The 16,468-nt window shown below is 66.9% G+C and carries 15 protein-coding genes and 1 pseudogene; 8 read left to right on the top strand and 8 right to left on the bottom strand.

Annotation, left to right across the window (positions count from 1 at the left end; all coding sequences use genetic code 11):
• Nucleotides 1-95: 95 nt before the first annotated feature.
• Nucleotides 96-1,508: a PLP-dependent aminotransferase family protein gene (locus tag FDW83_RS14255; protein WP_138138741.1), complete on the bottom strand. Its 1,413-nt coding sequence runs from the start codon at nt 1,506-1,508 to the stop codon at nt 96-98.
• On the opposite strand from FDW83_RS14255, the gene FDW83_RS14250 reads away from it, so the two are divergent.
• A complete protein-coding gene (locus FDW83_RS14250) occupies nt 1,507-2,433 on the top strand; it encodes a DMT family transporter (RefSeq protein WP_138138740.1) in 927 nt (308 codons plus the stop codon). The genes FDW83_RS14255 and FDW83_RS14250 overlap by 2 nt on opposite strands.
• A 19-nt stretch (nt 2,434-2,452) precedes the next feature.
• Nucleotides 2,453-3,079, top strand: coding sequence for an FMN-binding negative transcriptional regulator (locus FDW83_RS14245; RefSeq protein WP_138138739.1), 627 nt, complete (start codon nt 2,453-2,455; stop codon nt 3,077-3,079).
• A gap of 2 nt (nt 3,080-3,081) precedes the next feature.
• On the opposite strand, the gene rlmC is transcribed toward FDW83_RS14245, so the two are convergent.
• The gene (gene rlmC / locus FDW83_RS14240; RefSeq protein WP_138138738.1) at nt 3,082-4,209 is read right to left on the bottom strand and encodes a 23S rRNA (uracil(747)-C(5))-methyltransferase RlmC; all 1,128 of its coding nucleotides are present in this window, start codon (nt 4,207-4,209) and stop codon (nt 3,082-3,084) included.
• 25 nt (nt 4,210-4,234) lie between these two features.
• On the opposite strand from rlmC, the gene mmuM reads away from it, so the two are divergent.
• On the top strand, nt 4,235-5,185 hold the full coding sequence (mmuM, locus tag FDW83_RS14235; protein ID WP_138138737.1) for a homocysteine S-methyltransferase: 951 nt from the start codon (nt 4,235-4,237) through the stop codon (nt 5,183-5,185).
• A gap of 82 nt (nt 5,186-5,267) precedes the next feature.
• On the opposite strand, the gene FDW83_RS14230 is transcribed toward mmuM, so the two are convergent.
• A complete protein-coding gene (locus tag FDW83_RS14230; RefSeq protein WP_138138736.1) occupies nt 5,268-5,819 on the bottom strand; it encodes a dihydrofolate reductase family protein in 552 nt (183 codons plus the stop codon).
• A gap of 207 nt (nt 5,820-6,026) precedes the next feature.
• Between FDW83_RS14230 and FDW83_RS14225 the strand changes: the two genes are divergently transcribed.
• Nucleotides 6,027-6,464 carry a hypothetical protein gene (locus FDW83_RS14225; protein ID WP_138138735.1) on the top strand — a complete coding sequence of 146 codons (438 nt, stop codon included), beginning with the start codon at nt 6,027-6,029 and terminating at the stop codon, nt 6,462-6,464.
• 2 nt (nt 6,465-6,466) lie between these two features.
• Here the strand turns inward: FDW83_RS14225 and FDW83_RS14220 are convergent, their stop codons facing one another.
• Together FDW83_RS14220 and FDW83_RS14215 are read right to left on the bottom strand one after the other, a co-directional pair.
• Nucleotides 6,467-8,647, bottom strand: coding sequence for an EAL domain-containing protein (locus tag FDW83_RS14220; protein WP_138138734.1), 2,181 nt, complete (start codon nt 8,645-8,647; stop codon nt 6,467-6,469).
• 164 nt (nt 8,648-8,811) lie between these two features.
• Nucleotides 8,812-9,081, bottom strand: a complete 270-nt coding sequence (locus tag FDW83_RS14215; protein ID WP_138138733.1) for a GlsB/YeaQ/YmgE family stress response membrane protein — start codon at nt 9,079-9,081, stop codon at nt 8,812-8,814.
• A gap of 188 nt (nt 9,082-9,269) precedes the next feature.
• Between FDW83_RS14215 and FDW83_RS14210 the strand changes: the two genes are divergently transcribed.
• On the top strand, nt 9,270-10,166 hold the full coding sequence (locus FDW83_RS14210) for an HAD hydrolase family protein (RefSeq protein WP_370281318.1): 897 nt from the start codon (nt 9,270-9,272) through the stop codon (nt 10,164-10,166).
• A 60-nt stretch (nt 10,167-10,226) separates the two neighbouring features.
• Here the strand turns inward: FDW83_RS14210 and FDW83_RS14205 are convergent.
• Both FDW83_RS14205 and FDW83_RS14200 read right to left on the bottom strand, forming a co-directional pair.
• Nucleotides 10,227-11,597: pseudogene (locus FDW83_RS14205) on the bottom strand (UDP-glucose/GDP-mannose dehydrogenase family protein); the annotation flags it as partial.
• Complete coding sequence (locus tag FDW83_RS14200) at nt 11,594-12,751, bottom strand: glycosyltransferase family 1 protein (RefSeq protein WP_205754682.1); 1,158 nt, start codon at nt 12,749-12,751, stop codon at nt 11,594-11,596. The pseudogene FDW83_RS14205 and the gene FDW83_RS14200, both read right to left, overlap by 4 nt.
• Before the next feature lie 252 nt (nt 12,752-13,003).
• Here FDW83_RS14200 and FDW83_RS14195 point away from each other — a divergent pair, with 252 nt between their 5' ends.
• Nucleotides 13,004-13,549, top strand: coding sequence for a PRC-barrel domain-containing protein (locus FDW83_RS14195; protein ID WP_240720992.1), 546 nt, complete (start codon nt 13,004-13,006; stop codon nt 13,547-13,549).
• Nucleotides 13,550-13,966: 417 nt separating this feature from the next.
• The gene (locus FDW83_RS14190; protein WP_138138732.1) at nt 13,967-15,280 is read left to right on the top strand and encodes a DUF6350 family protein; all 1,314 of its coding nucleotides are present in this window, start codon (nt 13,967-13,969) and stop codon (nt 15,278-15,280) included.
• 21 nt (nt 15,281-15,301) lie between these two features.
• Here the strand turns inward: FDW83_RS14190 and FDW83_RS14185 are convergent, their stop codons facing one another.
• Nucleotides 15,302-15,733, bottom strand: coding sequence for a hypothetical protein (locus FDW83_RS14185; protein ID WP_138138731.1), 432 nt, complete (start codon nt 15,731-15,733; stop codon nt 15,302-15,304).
• 39 nt (nt 15,734-15,772) lie between these two features.
• On the opposite strand from FDW83_RS14185, the gene purN reads away from it, so the two are divergent.
• The gene (gene purN, locus FDW83_RS14180) at nt 15,773-16,348 is read left to right on the top strand and encodes a phosphoribosylglycinamide formyltransferase (RefSeq protein WP_138138730.1); all 576 of its coding nucleotides are present in this window, start codon (nt 15,773-15,775) and stop codon (nt 16,346-16,348) included.
• Nucleotides 16,349-16,468 lie beyond the last annotated feature (120 nt).

Below are 16,468 nucleotides of genomic sequence, written 5' to 3'. Positions count from 1 at the left end.
CGTCTCCAGAGTTGCGCATACCTGTCGATGTGTCGGGACGAGGGCCGGCCGGTGCAGCCCATTGCCTAGTCCAACAGTAGTATCTGGGGGCCATGCTAAAAACTGTTAATGGCGAGCGCCTCGCCAATGATCCGGGCACCTCCCGGATATGCCCCCGGATTCGGGCCGGAGTAGTTGAGCCGGATGAAGGGGCCGGCGGGTTCGGCCGGGAACCACTCGGTGCCGGCGGCGATCACTACACCTCGATCCTCGCAGTCGCGCGCCAGGCGCGGCAGGTCGGTTCCGTCCGGCATGCGCAGCCAGAGGTTCAGCCCGCCCTTGGGAAGGGATTCGAGATGGGCCTGGGGAACGTGCTCCCGGACACTTGATACCAGCAGGTCCCGCCGCGACTGCAGTTGCTGGCGCAGGTTCCGCAGGTGCGTCTGCCACCCGGGCTGCGTCACCACATCGAGCGCCGCTGCCTGCAGCAGCCCGCTCACGTACATGGACTCGGCGGCGCGGTGCGCCAGGATGCGCTCTCGGGCCGGGCCACGGGCAATAACGGCGGCGATCCGGATGGCGGGGGACACGCTCTTGGTCAGCGACCTGATGTAGATGACATGCCCTGAATCGTCCCGGACCGCAACCGGCATGGAGTCTGACGTGATGCCGAAGTCGTGCGCCCAGTCATCCTCGATCAGGAAGGCCCCGTGCCCGCGGACCACATCCAGGACCTCATCACCCCGGCCGCGCGACCATTGGGCACCCGTGGGGTTGGCGTAGTTCGGCTGCGCATAGAACGCCCGGGCCCCGGTTTCCTCGAACCCGCGGGACAGTTCCGCCGCGTCGGGACCGTCGGGACCACTGGCCACCGGCACCACCCGCACACCCGTCTGCGCGGCTGCCAGGATGGCCCCCCAGTAGGTGGGCGACTCCATCAGAAGTGGCTGCCCGGCACCCACCAGGGCACGGAAGATCGAACTCAGGCCGCTCTGGCTGCCCGGGAGCACAATCACGTCGCTCGACGTCGGGGGTGTGATGCCCGACGGCGTTGCGGATCCCAACTCATGGGCGAACCACTGCTGAAGTTCAGGTACGCCGGCCGCCGGAGGGCGGAACAGTGCCGCATCGGCGCGGGCTGCCCGGGCCAGGGCCGCGCGGACCAGCCGCTCCGGCAGCAGCTCGCGGTCCGGGTAGCCGGAGTGGAACGCGATCACGCTGTTGGGGACGTCGCGCATGGTGCCTGACGCCGTGGGAAGGGCCGACGGCGGGGTCCCCAGCGCCGCCGTCTGCCAGCCGTAGTCAGCGGGCCGGGCAGTCCGTACCGCCCGGACGAAGGTCCCGACGCCGGGACGGCTTTCAATCAGCCCCTGTGTGGTGAGTGCCTGCAGCGCTTTCTGTACCGTCACCGGGCTGGCCGAGTATTCGGCCACGAGCGAGCGGGTGGACGGAAGCCTGGCACCCGGGGCGGCGGCCGAAATCCACTTCCGAAGTTCCAGCACGATGCGGGAACTGCTATCGTTTGTCATGAGAGATCATAGTAGCGCTACTCACCAGGTTCGCCCAGTGATATCACCGCGAACCTCCGCCGGCATCGGATGGGGACTCCTGGGCGTGGTGGCGTTTTCCTTTACGGTTCCCTTCACCCGCGTGGCCGTGGCGGACCTGTCCCCGCTGCTCATCGGCTCAGGCCGGGCCGTGGTGGCCGCCGTCCTCGCAGCCGCAGCCCTGGCACTCACCCGGCAGCGGCTTCCGCAACCACGCATCCGGGCGCGGCTCGCGCTGGTGGCCGGAGGCGTTGTCGTCGGCTTTCCGCTCCTCACCTCCTACGCCTTGACCGCCGTCCCGGCCGGGCACGGCGCAGTGGTCATCGCCCTGCTCCCCGCCGCCACTGCAACAGCTGCCGTGCTGCGCACCCGCGAGCGACCGCCCGCAGCCTTCTGGGCAATAACAGTCCTGGGCTCGTTGGCCGCCGTTACCTTTGCCTTCCTGCAGTCCGGCGGCATCGGCCGCCTGCACTGGGCGGACCTTCTGCTGCTCGGCGCCGTGGGATGCGCCGCCGTCGGATATGCGGAAGGCGGACTGCTCGCAAGGGAGGTGGGGCCCTGGCAGACCATCGCGTGGGCCCTGGTCCTCGCAGCACCACCGATGCTGGTCCTGGCGGTGCTCGCGGTGGCCGCCCGGCCGCCGTCGGCCGCGCCGGTGCAGTGGGCCGCCTTCGCCTACCTCGCCGTGGTCAGCATGTTCCTCGGCTTTTTCGCCTGGTACCGGGGCCTGGCGATCGGTCCTATCGCGCAGGTCAGCCAGATCCAGCTCACCCAGCCGGTGATGAGCATTGCCTGGGCTGCCCTCCTGCTGGGCGAAGCCATCACCTGGACCACCATCGTTGGCGGCTTGGCCGTCATCCTTTGCGCCGGCGCCGCCGTCCGCGTCCGGCTCAGCCCAACTTCCTGACCAACCGAAAGGACCTTCCATGTACATTCCCGCACACTTCGCCGCCCGCCCGGACGCCGTCAAGGACCTCCTGGCCCGCCCCGGGGCGGCCAACCTGGTCACAATGACCGGCGGCGGCCTGCTGGCAACACTGCTGCCCCTCGTGTTCGAGCCGTCCGTGGGGGAGCACGGCGCCCTGCACGGCCATCTCGCCCGGAACAATCCGCAGGCGCTGGCCCCCGCGCTGGGCGAGGCAATGGCCATCCTCCAAGGCCCCGACGCCTACATCTCGCCGTCCTGGTATCCCTCCAAGGCGGAGCACGGCCGGGTGGTGCCCACCTGGAACTACAGCACCGCCCACGTGTACGGCGAGTTGAGGATCCATGACGACGCCGGCTGGCTGGCACGGCACGTCCGTCGCCTGACCGGGCTGCACGAGGGCGGACGGAAACATCCCTGGAGCGTGGACGATGCGCCGGACAAGTTCATTGCCGGGCAGCTGCGCGCGATCGTGGGGGTTGAACTGATGATCACCCGGATCGAGGCGAAGGAGAAACTGAGCCAGAACCGGTCCGCCGCGGACGCCGCGGGGGTCGTTGCGGGACTGCGGGCGGGCGGGCAGGAAGCCAGCGCGGCCGCCGTCGAACGGGTGCGGGCGCAGCTGTAAGGTCAGGCGGCCCGCTCCAGCAGGACCATCACCTCGTAGTGCTTCGTCTGCGGGAACATGTCCAGCACCCGTGCCCGCCTCGCCGTGAATGACGGAAGGGCCGCCAGGTCGCGCGCCAGCGACTGGGCGTTGCAGCTGGAGTAGACCACGTGCTGCACGTCCGACGATTCCAGCCAGCCGCAGAGCTCCTTGCCGATGCCGCGCCGGGGCGGGTTCACGATCACCAGCCCGGGCGACTGCCCTGCTTCGACGGCAAAAGCCGTGGCGTCCCCGGCCTGGAAGTCCATTCCCTGCAGCCCCGCCTCCTCGCTGCTGATCCGGGCGGACACGATGGCCTCGCTGCTGAATTCGATGCCGGTGACCGTACGGGAGGGATCGGCAACATGCAGGGCGAAGCCGCCGACGCCGCAGTACAGGTCCCACACCGAGGCGGGCGCCAGCTCGTTGACCCACTCGCGGCCCTGCCGGTACAGCGCCGCGGCCATCTCGCTGTTGGTCTGGAAGAAGCTCTGCGGCCGCAGGTGCAGGTTGATATCGTTGACCCGCATGTTCAGGGTGGACTGCTCCGTCAGCAGGATCTCCCGGTCGCCCTCCAGGACGGCTTTGTGTTCCGGAAGCAGGTTGACCGAGACCACCTTCACCTGCGGCAGGGCGGCCAGGAGCGCGGGGAGGTTTTTCCGGATCCGCGGCACCAGCTGCTCCGAGCGCAGGACCAGGCGGAGCATGATCCCGCCGTCCGGTGATTCGGTGATGATGACGTGCTTGAGTTCCCCGCTGCGTCGCGGGATATCGTAAGGCGTCAGGCGGTTGGAGCGGATGAATCCGGCCAGTACGGGGAAGCATGCGCGAAGGCCCGGGGAGCAGACGCCGCATTTGCGCAGATCCACGCCGTAGCCGTCGGCGTCGAGGATTCCGATGGTGGGCCTTGAGGCTGTTCCACCGATCACCATCTTGGCCTTGTTCCGGAAACCGGATTCGCGGCTTGCCAGGGGCGGCAGCCATTCCAGTTGCGTGTGGCCGGCGAGGAGGGTCTGGCAGTGCGACTGCTTGCCGGCCAGCTGTTCCTCGTAGGGGGTGCCCATGAGGGTGCACGAGCGGCAGCGGGCGGCATCAAAGTAGGAACACTGCATGACCGGTCAATTATAGTGGCCATTTATGTCCGGCAATCCATCGCTGTCCGCCCTGCTCCCGCGCCACGGTTTCCTCGTCTCGGATGGCGCCCTCGCCACCGAACTCGAGGCGCGCGGCTGTAACCTTGACGATCCGCTGTGGTCAGCAAGAGTCCTGCTGGAACAGCCCCAGCTGATCAAGGACGTGCACCGGGACTACTTCGCCGCAGGCGCCAGGATCGCCACCACGGCCAGCTACCAGGCTACGCCGCAGGGCTTCGCGCGGCGCGGGATCAGGGGGGACGAAGCGCTGGAGCTCATCGCCCTGTCGGTCAGGCTCGCGGACGAGGCGCGGCAGGAACACCTTTCCGGACGGTCCGACGCCGGTCCTTTGCTGGTTGCCGGATCGGTAGGGCCCTACGGCGCTTACCTCGCGGACGGATCCGAATACCGCGGCGACTATCTGCTGTCCGTGGACGAGTTCCGCGACTTCCACCGTCCCCGAGTGGCGGCGCTGGTTGAGGCCGGCGCGGATTTCCTCGCGTTCGAGACACTGCCTTCCTTCGCCGAGGCCGAGGCGCTGCTGGCGCTCGCGGAGGAGCTCGACGTCGAATCCTGGTTTTCCTTCTCCCTCCGGGACGGCGGGCACATCAGTGACGGAACGCCCCTGGCGTCTGTTGCCGAACTGCTGGACGGCAAGGCGAACGTGGCGGCGGTCGGCGTGAACTGCGTTCCGCTGCACCTCGTGACCCCGGCGCTTGCCGCCCTGGGCCAGGCCACGGGCACGCCGCTGCTGGCCTACCCCAATTCAGGGGAGACCTATGATCCGGACACCAAGACCTGGGGGCCGGCCGCCGGCGAAACCGGACAGCCGGCCCCGCATGACCTTGCCGGCGGGGCCAAGGCCTGGCAGGAGCTTGGCGCCCGCATCATCGGCGGCTGCTGCCGGACAACTCCGGCGGACATCGCCGCCGTCGCCCGCGGCGGGGCACTATGAGACGGATCTTAGGCGCCTGAGCCCTGGTCTTCGGCGTGTCCGTGTCAATGTGCCCCGGGACGGCAGCGGGAATCTGCCGGGGCTATGCCTCGAGCCGCCCGTAGGTGCTGATCACGTTGCCCTTGCTGGTGGTCCGCTGGTCCTGGAGCACCAGGCGCGTGGTGGGATCGCCGTCCTCGAAAAGGCGCCGGCCGGTCCCGGCGATCACCGGGTGGGTCATCAGGGTGAGCGAGTCCAGCAGCCCGGCGAACAGCAGCTGCCGGGTCACCGAGATGCTGCCGCAGACCGCAATCTCACCGCCGTCGCGGGCCTTCAGCTTCGCGACGAACTCCTCCAGCGGCGCATCCATTAGATGCGAGTTCTGCCATTCCAGCGGTTCGGTGAGGGTGTGCGACGCCACGTGCTTCTCGATGGGGTTGATAAAGGCGGCAAAGTCCTCGTCCACGGAGGCGTTGGGCCAGTACGCCGCCCACTCCTGGTAGCTCACCCGGCCCAGGACCACAGTGTCCACGGTCTCCATCATTTTGGTGAGGCCTTCGCCCAGTTCGTCATCAAAGCTGTCGAACTGGAATTTGTACGGATCGGACACTACGCCGTCCACGGAATGGAACAGTCCGGCGGTTACTTTGCGCATTCAAAGCCTCCTGGGAATCGGGCGAACAAACCCACCGTAATAGGGCTTTTTGAAGCGCGGAAGAACCTTGGAAAAACGCACGACGGCGGCCTTTCAGTTACGTTCATCACTCGCCACGGTGTCTTGCACGGTTTCCGTAATTTCCAACCCCATACTTGTGTTGATGCGGCCACTTTCCGCAGCCCCCGGCCAGGCAGGAGGAAGTGCATGGAAACCTTGAAAAAAATTGTGAACAGCCAGTATTTTCCCGCCGCCGCCGTCCTGGCGGCAGTGCTCCTCTTCTGGGCCGTGGGACTGCTGGGCGGACTGTCCCTCCTGCACAACAACCAGCCGCCGCTGACTACCCTGGCCTGGATGCTGTTTGTCTACGGCGCCGCAGTGCTGACGCCCCTCGCCGGTGCGCTCGCCGCCGCCGACCTCCTTCGCCGCTGGCGCCGGAACAAAGACGCCGCAGCCGCGGATGAAGCTGCGTCATCCGCAGGAGAAGCCGTGGCCGCCGGCGAGGCAGAACCGTCCGGCTTTGCCCCCGCCGAACCGTCCGCTGGGGACACTGCCGCGCCGGCACCTGCACCGGCTGAACCGTCCGTAGCCAAACCGGCGGGCGGGAAGAACGGCAAGCAGCCGGGGCGAAAGCAGGCCGCCTAGGCTTAGCGCGCCTTGAGCGCCTGCAGGGCTTCTTCGGCGTGCCGCAGCGCGTGCCCCAGCCGTTCGCCGGGCTCAGGCAGCGAGAACAGGTACCCCTGCAGCGAGTCGCATTCCAGCGCCGTCAGGTAGTCCGCCTGTGCCGCGGTTTCGACGCCCTCCGCGGTGACCGTCAGCCCCAGGCTGTGCGCCATGTTGATCATCGAGCTCAGGATGGGCAGCCGCTCCTGGCCGGTACGCACCATCGACACAAACGTCTTGTCGATCTTCACCGTGTCCACGGGCAGGTCCTGCAACCTGCCCAGGGAGGAATAGCCCGTCCCGAAATCGTCCAGGGCCACGCGGGCGCCCGCATCCCGCAGCGTGCTGAGCTGCTTGATCAGGCTGCAGTCGGCGTCGAAAAAGACACTCTCGGTCACCTCCAGCACCAGCTGGTAGGCAGCCACGCCGCTGGCTTCAGCCAGCGTGAGCACACTGGCCGCGAAGTCCTGGTCCTGCAGCTGGACACCGGAAACGTTGACGGACAGGGACCGGGACGGGTCCTCGCCCAGCCACTCCGCCAGCTGCACCATCCCCAGGGCCATGACTTCGGCCCCGATTTCGTTGATAAGCCCGGTGCGTTCGGCCAGCGGGATGAAGACCGACGGCGGGATGCGCTCGCCGCCCCGGTTCCACCGCGCCAGCGCCTCGAGTTTCACCACCTGTCCCATCCGGTGCGAAACGATTGGCTGGTAGTCCACCGTGATTTCGCCTCGCGGAACGGCCAGCTGCAGGGCACTTTCCATGTCGGTCCGCCGCACCAGGGCCGTCATCATGTCCGGGTGGAAGCGCAGGAAACGGTTCTTGCCGGCAGCCTTCGCCGCGTACATGGCGATGTCCGCCTGGCGCAGGAGTTCGGAGGGGCCGACGCTGTCCTGGCCCAGCGATGCCAGCCCCAAACTAAGCCTGGGGCGCAGCACAGTGCCGTTAATGGTGACGGGGACATGCAGGCAACGGACGATGCAGGCGGCGATTTCGTCAGCATCGGGGCACGCGGTCAGCAGCACCACGAACTCGTCGCCGCCCAGCCGGGCCACGACGTCGGCGGTCGTGACGCAGCCGCGAAGCCGCCGGGAGACCTCTATGAGCATGTCGTCGCCTGCCTGGTGGCCCAGGATGTCGTTGACTTCCTTGAAATCGTCGAGGTCCAGAAGGAGGACATCCACCGCTTTGAGTCGGGGTTCCTGCAGTGCCTCGGCCAGGGCATCATTGAAGACCGCCCGGTTGGCCAGCCCGGTCAAGGGGTCCTGGAAGGCCATGGCCCGGAGTTTTTCCGCCTGGGCCGCCAGGTTCAGCATGGCCTGGTGGGCCTGCTCCTGGGCCTTCCGCCGCGGGGTTACATCGCGGAAGCTCCATACGCGGCCCACGATGTTGTCACCCACCCGCTGGGGGCGCGAGTACCGTTCGAACGTCCGGCCGTCCTTGAAGTCCAGCACGTCATGGCTTTCGGCTTCCGGATCGTCCTCCAGTTCCTGGAGCCGGGCTGCAAAAGCGATGGGATCGGAAACCTGGGCGCCGATGAGGCGCATGATGGGCTCCTCGCTGTCACCCCTTAGGAGTTCCGCGTGGATATTCCACATGGTGAGGAACTGCTCGTTGAAGCCTGCCACGTGTCCGTCGGAGCTCATCACCAGGATGCCGTCGGCAGTGGACTCGAGGGTGGCGGTCAGCAGGGACATGGCCTCCCGCAGGTCCGCGTCGGCGGCCTGCCGGTGTGAAGTACTCCGGACGGACAGGAGGAGCCGCGTGCCGGCCGGGACGCCGTCGTCGAACTCTGCCTGGCCGTTGCCTGGCAGATCGCCAGGACGGCCCCGGGAAGGAATGCGGGAACCTGCTACCTCCGCGGGAAATTCGGTTCCGTCACTATGCACAGCCGTGATCCCGCGCGGCGGCGGAAACGCTTCGGCTCCGCTGGCAAGCTGCTGTATGAGGTGTTCCGCTTCCGCTCGGGAGGCGGGTGAAAGGAGGTTCAGGTAGTCCCGGCCCGCCAGTTCCTCCCGTGGGTAGCCGAACAGCCTGGCCGCTGCGGCGTTGGCCAGGGTCACGGTGCCGTCCCCGGCGAGGGCCAGGAGGGCGTCGGGATTCGCATCCAAAATCGAACCGAACGCATGAGCCGCCGAATTCCTGCCGTGGCCTGAACCAGCCATAACATCACCCCCCTCGCACATCATAATTGCCCGCGCAGGACTTTTCCGTGCAAGAGGGAAACGGTCACCAGCAGTTGTCCGGGATTTTGGCCCGTCGGGCTGGAAGCAAGAACGCCGCCCTCCTTGTGGAGGACGGCGCTTTGCTTTGGAAATTAGTGGTGCCGCTACACCCTGCGGTGGCTGCGGTTGGTGACTGCCCCGTAGACCAGCAGCACGATGACCGAGCCGAGAATGGCCAGGAGCCAGGTGCGGATATCGAAGAATTCCGCCAGGCCGCCGCCAAAGATCAGCGAGCCGATCCAGCCGCCGAGGATGGCGCCAACAACGCCCAGTACCAAGGTGACCAACCAGCCTCCGCCTTGGCGGCCCGGCAAAATTGCCTTTGCAATAGCGCCGGCGATCAGGCCCAAAATGAGAAATCCGAGAATGCCCATGTTGTCACTCCTTAATCAGTAAGTTGTGCCGGGCCCCCATTTCCGGTGTCCTAATTCAATCAGTGTGCTTACTTCCCTGCAAGACTTTGAATGTCACAGGATGACTGTCAGTTGGCGGCCGGGAAAAAGTTACTTCCACCCTTTGACGTGCGGAAAGATTCCAATTTCGGGGGCTTCGGTAGGATTGAATGCCCCGCCAGCAGACTAAGGAGCCCGGCATGTCCAGCCAGCAGACCCAGCGGCCGCGTGCCATTTTCCTCGACATCGACGGCACTTACGCGGACCACGGACTGGCTCCCGAAGCCCATGTTGAGGCGGTCCGGACCGCCCGTCGGCTGGGCCACCTGGTGTTCGTCTGCACCGGCCGGCCGCTGTCCATGGTCCCCGGGCACATCCTGGACGCCGGGTTCGACGGCACCATCACCGGCGCCGGCGCCCGCGTTGAACTCAACGGCGAAGTCCTCAAGGACACCCGGTTTGAGCCGGAGGTGGCGGCCCGGATTGTGGAAACACTCGATGCCAATAACGCGGCCTACATCCTGGAGGCGCCGGAGGCCCTGCACGGCCGCACGGGGGTGGACCAGCGGCTGCGGCAGGTGCTGGGTCCCATTTTCGCGGGGCGCCCGCAGCATGACGGCGTCCTGAGCACCGACGTCGATCCAATCGAGGACATCCTGGGGCCGATGCAGTACAGCAACGACCTCCGCTCCGCGTCCTTCGCCAAGATCTCGTGCTTTGACTCGCCGGTGCCGCTGACGGACTTGCTGCCGACCTTCGGTCCGGCGGTGGGCCTGATCCCGAGTTCCCTGTCCGCGCTGGGAGACCGGGCCGGGGAGATCTTCATGGCCGGAACGCACAAGGCAGTGGGCATCCAGGTGTTGGAGGACCGGCTCGGGCTGAAGCGCGAGGACATCGTGGCGATCGGCGACAGCGCCAACGACATCGAAATGCTGGAGTATGCGGGTACGGGCATTGCCGTTGAAGGCGGCCACCCGGGAGTGCTGGCCGTGGCTGACCGGACCACTCCGGCGCCTGCCGGCAACGGCGTAGCGCTCGCCTTCGCCGAACTGGGCCTGTTGGGCTGAACGGCGCGGGCCCGTTACGCCCCGCACCTGGTGCGGGTTCAGCGGAGGGCGCTCCTGCCTGCCGGCACCGGCTCGGGCAGCGGTAGACGCGCTGCCCGATGTACCCAGTCCGCGCATCGTCCAGCCCTCGGCCTGCCAGGCGGCAGCGTCCAGGACGTTGCGCGCGTCCAGGACCACCCGCCGTCGGACCAGCCCTGCCGCGATGGCGGGGGAGAGCCGCCGGTACTCGTCCCACTCGGTGAGGAGCAGCACCAGTTCGGCGCCCTCAAGCGCACGGTCCGTCGACTTTTCGAAACGCAGCCGCGGGTAGCGGCGCCAGGCGTGGTTGACCGCTCTCGGGTCGGTGACAGTCACGTGCGCCCCGGCGGCTGCGAGCCGGTCCGCCACGTCCAGGGCAGGGGAGTCCCGGATATCGTCCGTGTCCGGTTTGAACGAAGCGCCCAAAACGGTGATGGACCGGCCGGAAACGCTGCCTCCGCAAAGGCCGGCGGCGAGGTCCACGGTCCGTGACCGCTGGCCCAGGTTCACCAAGTCCACCAGCCGCATCCAGTCCTCCACAGCCGTGATGCCCCGCTCGGTGGCCTGGGTCCGGAAACTGCGGATGTCCTTGGGCAGGCAGCCGCCGCCGAACCCAAGGCCTGCGTGCAGGTAGCGGTTTCCGATCCTGGGGTCCAGGCCCATCGCCTCGCTCAACTCCGCCACGTCCGCGCCCGACGCGTCGCAAAGTTCGGCAACCGCATTGATGAAGCTGACCTTGGTAGCCAGGTACGCGTTCGCCGCGGACTTGATCAGTTCGGCCGTGGCAAAGTTGCAGACCAGCCGCGGAATTCCGGCGCTCAACAGCGGCTCGTAGACGGCGTCCAACGCCGCTGTCACGCCCAGCGGAGCACCGGTGGACGGGTTGAAGGCCGCCGCGCGCCCGCCCTCAACGCCGTAGACCAGCCGGTCCGGCACCAGAGAGTCCTTCACAGCCGTGCCCTGCCGGAGGAACTCCGGGTTCCAGCCGAGCCTGACGTCCGGGCGCCGGGCCAGCACGCCGCGGAGCATCTCCACGGTGCCGACGGGCACGGTTGATTTACCAACGACGACGGCGCCCGCGGCCAGGTGCGGCAGCAGCGCCCTGGCGGCGGAGACCAGGAAGGTGAGGTCGGCGGCGTCGGACGTTTTGTCCTGCGGGGTACCCACACAGAGGAAGTGGACCTGGGCGCCCTTGGCGTCCGCAGGGTCGGTGGAGAACCGCAGCCTGCCGTTGGCGCGTTCGTCCCGGAGGAGTTCGTCCAGCCCGGGCTCGTGGAAGGGTGCCACGCCGCGTCCCAGCTGCTCCACCTTGCCGGGATCGACGTCGATGCCCACAACAGTGTGTCCCATCGACGCGAGGGTGGCGGCGTGGACGGCCCCCAGGTAGCCGCAGCCGATGACGGAAATCCTCACAGTTTTGCTCCCTTGGCGTTCGCGGGGCCTGCCGACACAGGGGTCGCGGCAACCGCAGCCGTGTAGTGGCCCACGAGTTCCGTACACAGTGCCAACCAGGTCCTGCCCTGCACGGACGCATGGGCGGCGGTGGCGAAGGCACGGCGTTTGGCGTCGTCGCCCACCAGGTCCAGGACGTGGGCGCGCATGGCGGACAGGTCGCCGGGTTCGTACAGCCAGCCTGTCCGCGAATTTTCCACCAGGTCCAGCGGGCCGCCGCGGCCCGTGGCTACCACCGGAACCCCCGAGGCCATGGCTTCCTGGATGGTCTGGCAGAACGTCTCGAACTCGCCCGGATGGACGAACAGGTCGAAGGACGCCACGGCCCGTGCCAGTTCTTCACCACCCAAAAAGCCGGCGAAAAACGCATTGGGCAGGGCGTCCTCCAGGGCTGCCCGTTGTGGTCCGTCGCCCACGATCACAAGCTTCGCGTTCGGCACGCCGGCCAGGGCCGCGAGGTCCTCAACCTGCTTTTCCGCCGCAAGCCTGCCCACGTAGCCGATGATCCGCTCCCCGCCGGGAGCCACTGAAGCCCGCCACCCGGCGTCGCGCTTGTCCGGGGAAAAACGGACGGTGTCCACGCCCCGCCGCCAGATGTGCACCCGGGGAATGCCGCGCCCGCGCAACTGGTTCAGCGCGAACGTTGAGGGCACCAGGGTGCGCGTGGCCAGGAGGTGGATGTTCTCCACCCGGTTCCAGGCCCAGTTCTCCAGGAACGGCACACCGTACCGTGCGGCGTAGCCGGGAACTTCGGTCTGGTAGACCGCAACCGTGGGGATGCCCAGCTGGTGGGCCGCCTGGACCGCCCGCCAGCCGAGGACGAACGGCGAGGCAAGGTGCACGACGTCCGGTGCGTAGTCGGCAAGGATTCGCTTGACCCGGTACACACCGCCCATCGCCACCCGGACATTCGTGTAGCCCGCCAGCGGCACCGCCGGCAGCCGGTGGATGTCCGCGCCCTTGACCTGGTCCGGCGCCTCCCCGTCCTGGGTGGACGGTGCAATGACCAGGACATCGTCGCCCCGCTCCTGCAAATGGTCCAGAACCCGCAGGATGGAATGCGTAACGCCGTTCATCAGTGGCAGGAATGATTCAGCAACAATTGCGATCCTCACTCCTCCACGGTGGGTGCCGGCGCTGACGGAGCGGGGGAGAACACGTAACCCCAAGGGAAAGGTTGGGTGAACAGGAGTCCGGCCGAAAAAATTACTAAGTAGGCTTGGCATTTGATGCTAAGCATGCTTACGGTAGAGGGGCGGTCAGCGAAGCCTCCAGCAGCCGGGGCGGAAGCCGGACAGCGGGGGACACCCGTGCCGGAGTTTCCATTGTTGGCGAGCCCAGCGCAAAGACACATCCAAGGAGACGTCATGCTCAACCGGGAAACCATCGAAGACCTGCTCAACAGGAACGGCAACGTCATCGGGTCCGACGGCGAGAAGATCGGTTCGATCGGACAGCTGTATGCAGATGACGACACAGGTGAGCCCACATGGGTCACCGTCAAGACGGGCCTGTTCGGCACCTCCCAGTCCTTCGTCCCCGTCGAGGGCGCCCACACGCAGGGCGAGGACCTGGTGGTTCCGTACACCAAAGAACACGTCAATGACGCACCCCGCGTGGACGCTGACGGCCACCTCACCCCCGAGGAAGAAGACCGGCTGTACACCCACTACGAGCGCGGAGCCCGCACCTACTCCGACACCCTCACGGAAGACGTGGGCGATGTGGATTTCCAGGGTGACGCTGATCTTAACGCCGGCACCCCCACCACCGGTCTTACTTCTGACCAGGACACACCTGACAGCGATCCGGACGGTGTCCGTGGCACTACGGGCCAGGATACCTCCGGCCTTAATTCGGACGACGCCGGCCGTGGGCGGCTCCGGAAGTACCAGTACGGAGAACGCCAGTGAGGCTGTTTCGTCCCGCGTGACCAAACCCCCAGCAGCCGACGCCGGGAGTCTACTTGGGGCTCCCGGCGTCGCTGTGCCTGCAGGTTTTTGTATGTAAACGCTGGTGCAGCCGCGCCGTGAGCGGTGACTGCACCAGCCAGTAGGACGAATATCTTCAGAACTTAGTGTTCATCTTTCATTCGCGGCTCCTGTTTTCCCGGCTTACGGTTTCCGGGCTTTCGCCGGCCCCGCCGTTCGATAAGAGGCCAGCCGCAATCCTGACGCACCATCCCGGTGCCGGTCATTAGAAGTAAGTCCTATTTTACGGCCGTTCCATGGAAAAAGCGCCGGAAACGGACTCGTCAAAGTACGGCCAATACGGGCACCAAGCCTGTCGCTTCCGGGCGGGGCGGACGGGCCGTGACACCATGGGACACGATGAAACTGCGCGCTGACCAGACCGGAGACCGTGGCCTTCCCATGCCCCTGTGGATGCAGGGCGCCCTCGAAACCGCGCAGGCTGCGTTCATCTCCGCGCTCGTGGTGATGGCCCCGATCGTCGCAGTCCGGGCGACCGCCGGCTTCCAGAACGGCCAGTTTGACGCCCTCGCGCGCCTGGCCGGTCAATCCTGGCTGCTGGTGCACGGCGTGCCGCTGGAGCTGACTGACACGGGCTCCGATGCCGCAGCCCGTGGGGATGCCAGCGCCCTGACCCTCGTCCCGCTTGGTCTGACGTTGATTCCGTTCCTCCTGGCCTGGCGTGCGGGCAGGCGGCTTGCCCGCGCCTCCTATACGGACCAGCTGTGGCAGGCGCTGCTGGGGTCCTGGGCGGTCTACTCGGCCTTCGGGGCGGCCACAGGGTTCGTCTGCCGGACACCGGACGTCGGCATCAACCTCGGCTACGCCATGCTGGTGCCCCTGGTTCCCTACGCCCTTGGCATGGTGATCGGGGCCCGGAGGGAGGCGGGGTCGTGGAGCCGGCTCATCGGCGTCGATGCCGTGGACTGGATTTCGCGCACCAGCCAGCACTCGCGGTGGGCGGGCTCGTACCTTGCTTCCGCCGCCAAGGCCGGTTTTGTGGCAGTTGTGTCAGCCCTGGCGCTTGCCTCGCTGCTGCTCGCCGTGGACCTGTTCATCCACTGGAACCTGGTGGTCGCCGTGTATGAAGCGCTCGACGCCGGCGCCACAGGAGGTGCCGCCCTCACCGTCGCCCAGCTAGGCTACCTCCCCAACCTTGTCGTCTTCGCCCTCGCCTGGGTGTCGGGCTCGGGCTTTGCGATGGGCGTGGGATCGCAGGCGGGCCCGCTGGGCACCGCGGTGGGACCGCTGCCCTCCATTCCTGTGCTTGCCGCGATTCCCGGCGGCCCGCTCGACTACGCGTTCGTGGCCCTGATTGTCCCGGTGCTGGCAGGCGTCCTGGCGGGCTGGTGGTTCCTGCGCGAGGGTGAGAACCACTTTGACGAGTGGCTCTCCATCAAAATCCGCGCCCGCTGGTTTACGGCTCCGGTGTCCACCCTGGTACTCGGTGTGCTGGTGGGGGTCGCCGCAGGACTGTTGGCCATGGCACTGGCCTGGCTGGCCCGGGGTTCGGCCGGGATCGGAAGGCTGACCGAGATCGGCCCTGATCCGCTATGGACGGGAGTCTGGCTTGCCGCGGAGGTGTGTGCCGGCGTCGTGATCGGTTACGCTGCCGGACCCTGGCTGGAGCGTGAGCGGGCTGCAACGGAGGAGGCCTCGGAACTCGTCCACTAGACGCCCGGACCTGTCAGCACGCTAGGGAATCTGTGTGGGCAGCGAGCCTTCGAGCTGCACCCGGCAGGCCGACCTTGCCTGGTCCGTCAGCGCCCGGGCCAGGCAGGCCTGGTAGTCGCGTACTTCCGTGAAAAACAGTGCGGTCACGAGGATCAGCAGCATCAGGATCGCGGTGACCACCAGCCCGGCGATGGTGCCGATGAGGACAAGCTTTGACTCCCGCAGCCGTGCGGCGCGGACCAGCAGGACAACTCCGAGGACCAGGCTGGCTACGGTGAGGAACGCCGTCAGCCAGAGGTAGTTGACGTCGAGCTGGTAGACAAAGAACGCTCCCAAAACGGATACGACGAACATCCGGAACAGCGTGTGGGTCCTGGCCAGCGAGGCCTTTGCCGCCTCGCTGAGCGGAGGTTTGGTCCGCTGCTGCTGCGCCGGTTCCGGAGTGCCATTCATGTTTTCCAGCCTACGCGAGCGTGCCCATAAGCTAGACCAATGCGCATCGTAGTCCTCGTTTCCGGAACCGGGTCCAACCTCCAGGCAGTCATTGACGCGGTTAAGGCGGGGGATCTCGACGTCGAAATTGCGGCTGTGGGTGCCGACCGGCCGGGTACCTACGGCGTGGAGCGCTCCGCAGCGGCGGGAATCCCTACGTTTGTGGTGGACTTCAAGGCGTACCAGGACCGGGCCGAGTGGAACGCCGCATTGACGGAAGCTGTTGCCGCGTTCGAGCCGGATGTTGTGGTGTCCTCCGGGTTCATGCGGATCGTCAGCCCCGAGTTCATCGACGCTTTCCATGGGAAGTACCTCAACACCCACCCGGCGCTGCTGCCGGCCTTCCCCGGAGCCCACGGAGTGCGGGATGCGATGGCGTACGGCGTCAAGGTCACCGGCTGCACCGTGCACTGGGCCGATGCCGGAGTGGATACCGGTCCTATCATCGCCCAGGAGGCCGTGACCATCGAGGACGGCGATACCGAAGAAATTCTGCACGAGCGCATCAAGGTGGTGGAACGCCGGCTCCTGGTGTCCACCCTGGCAGACCTCGCAACCGCTTCCCCTTCCCCCTGACTCAACTAACTGGCACTTAACGTCGTGAAAACCCAATTTCGCGACGTTAAGTGCCAGTCACATTCGCGGTCCGCCCGCTCCTGTGGATAACCCGAGGGGTTGCGCCCCCGTTCTTGCAAC

Source organism: Pseudarthrobacter sp. NamE2 (assembly GCF_005796205.1).
Lineage (GTDB): Bacteria > Actinomycetota > Actinomycetes > Actinomycetales > Micrococcaceae > Arthrobacter.
The sequence above is the reverse complement of the archived record's forward strand: the minus strand, read 5'-3'. Positions and strand labels throughout refer to the sequence as shown.

Excerpts from the sequence above, each read along its gene's own strand:
- FDW83_RS14250 (WP_138138740.1), top strand. The coding sequence starts at position 1,507 with ATGAGAGATCATAGTAGCGCTACTCACCAGGTTCGCCCAGTGATATCA.
- FDW83_RS14255 (WP_138138741.1), bottom strand. The coding sequence starts at position 1,508 with ATGACAAACGATAGCAGTTCCCGCATCGTGCTGGAACTTCGGAAGTGG.
- FDW83_RS14245 (WP_138138739.1), top strand. The coding sequence starts at position 2,453 with ATGTACATTCCCGCACACTTCGCCGCCCGCCCGGACGCCGTCAAGGAC.
- rlmC (WP_138138738.1), bottom strand. The coding sequence starts at position 4,209 with ATGCAGTGTTCCTACTTTGATGCCGCCCGCTGCCGCTCGTGCACCCTC.
- mmuM (WP_138138737.1), top strand. The coding sequence starts at position 4,235 with ATGTCCGGCAATCCATCGCTGTCCGCCCTGCTCCCGCGCCACGGTTTC.
- FDW83_RS14230 (WP_138138736.1), bottom strand. The coding sequence starts at position 5,819 with ATGCGCAAAGTAACCGCCGGACTGTTCCATTCCGTGGACGGCGTAGTG.
- FDW83_RS14225 (WP_138138735.1), top strand. The coding sequence starts at position 6,027 with ATGGAAACCTTGAAAAAAATTGTGAACAGCCAGTATTTTCCCGCCGCC.
- FDW83_RS14220 (WP_138138734.1), bottom strand. The coding sequence starts at position 8,647 with ATGGCTGGTTCAGGCCACGGCAGGAATTCGGCGGCTCATGCGTTCGGT.
- FDW83_RS14215 (WP_138138733.1), bottom strand. The coding sequence starts at position 9,081 with ATGGGCATTCTCGGATTTCTCATTTTGGGCCTGATCGCCGGCGCTATT.
- FDW83_RS14210 (WP_370281318.1), top strand. The coding sequence starts at position 9,270 with ATGCCCCGCCAGCAGACTAAGGAGCCCGGCATGTCCAGCCAGCAGACC.
- FDW83_RS14195 (WP_240720992.1), top strand. The coding sequence starts at position 13,004 with ATGCTCAACCGGGAAACCATCGAAGACCTGCTCAACAGGAACGGCAAC.
- FDW83_RS14190 (WP_138138732.1), top strand. The coding sequence starts at position 13,967 with ATGAAACTGCGCGCTGACCAGACCGGAGACCGTGGCCTTCCCATGCCC.
- FDW83_RS14185 (WP_138138731.1), bottom strand. The coding sequence starts at position 15,733 with ATGAATGGCACTCCGGAACCGGCGCAGCAGCAGCGGACCAAACCTCCG.
- purN (WP_138138730.1), top strand. The coding sequence starts at position 15,773 with ATGCGCATCGTAGTCCTCGTTTCCGGAACCGGGTCCAACCTCCAGGCA.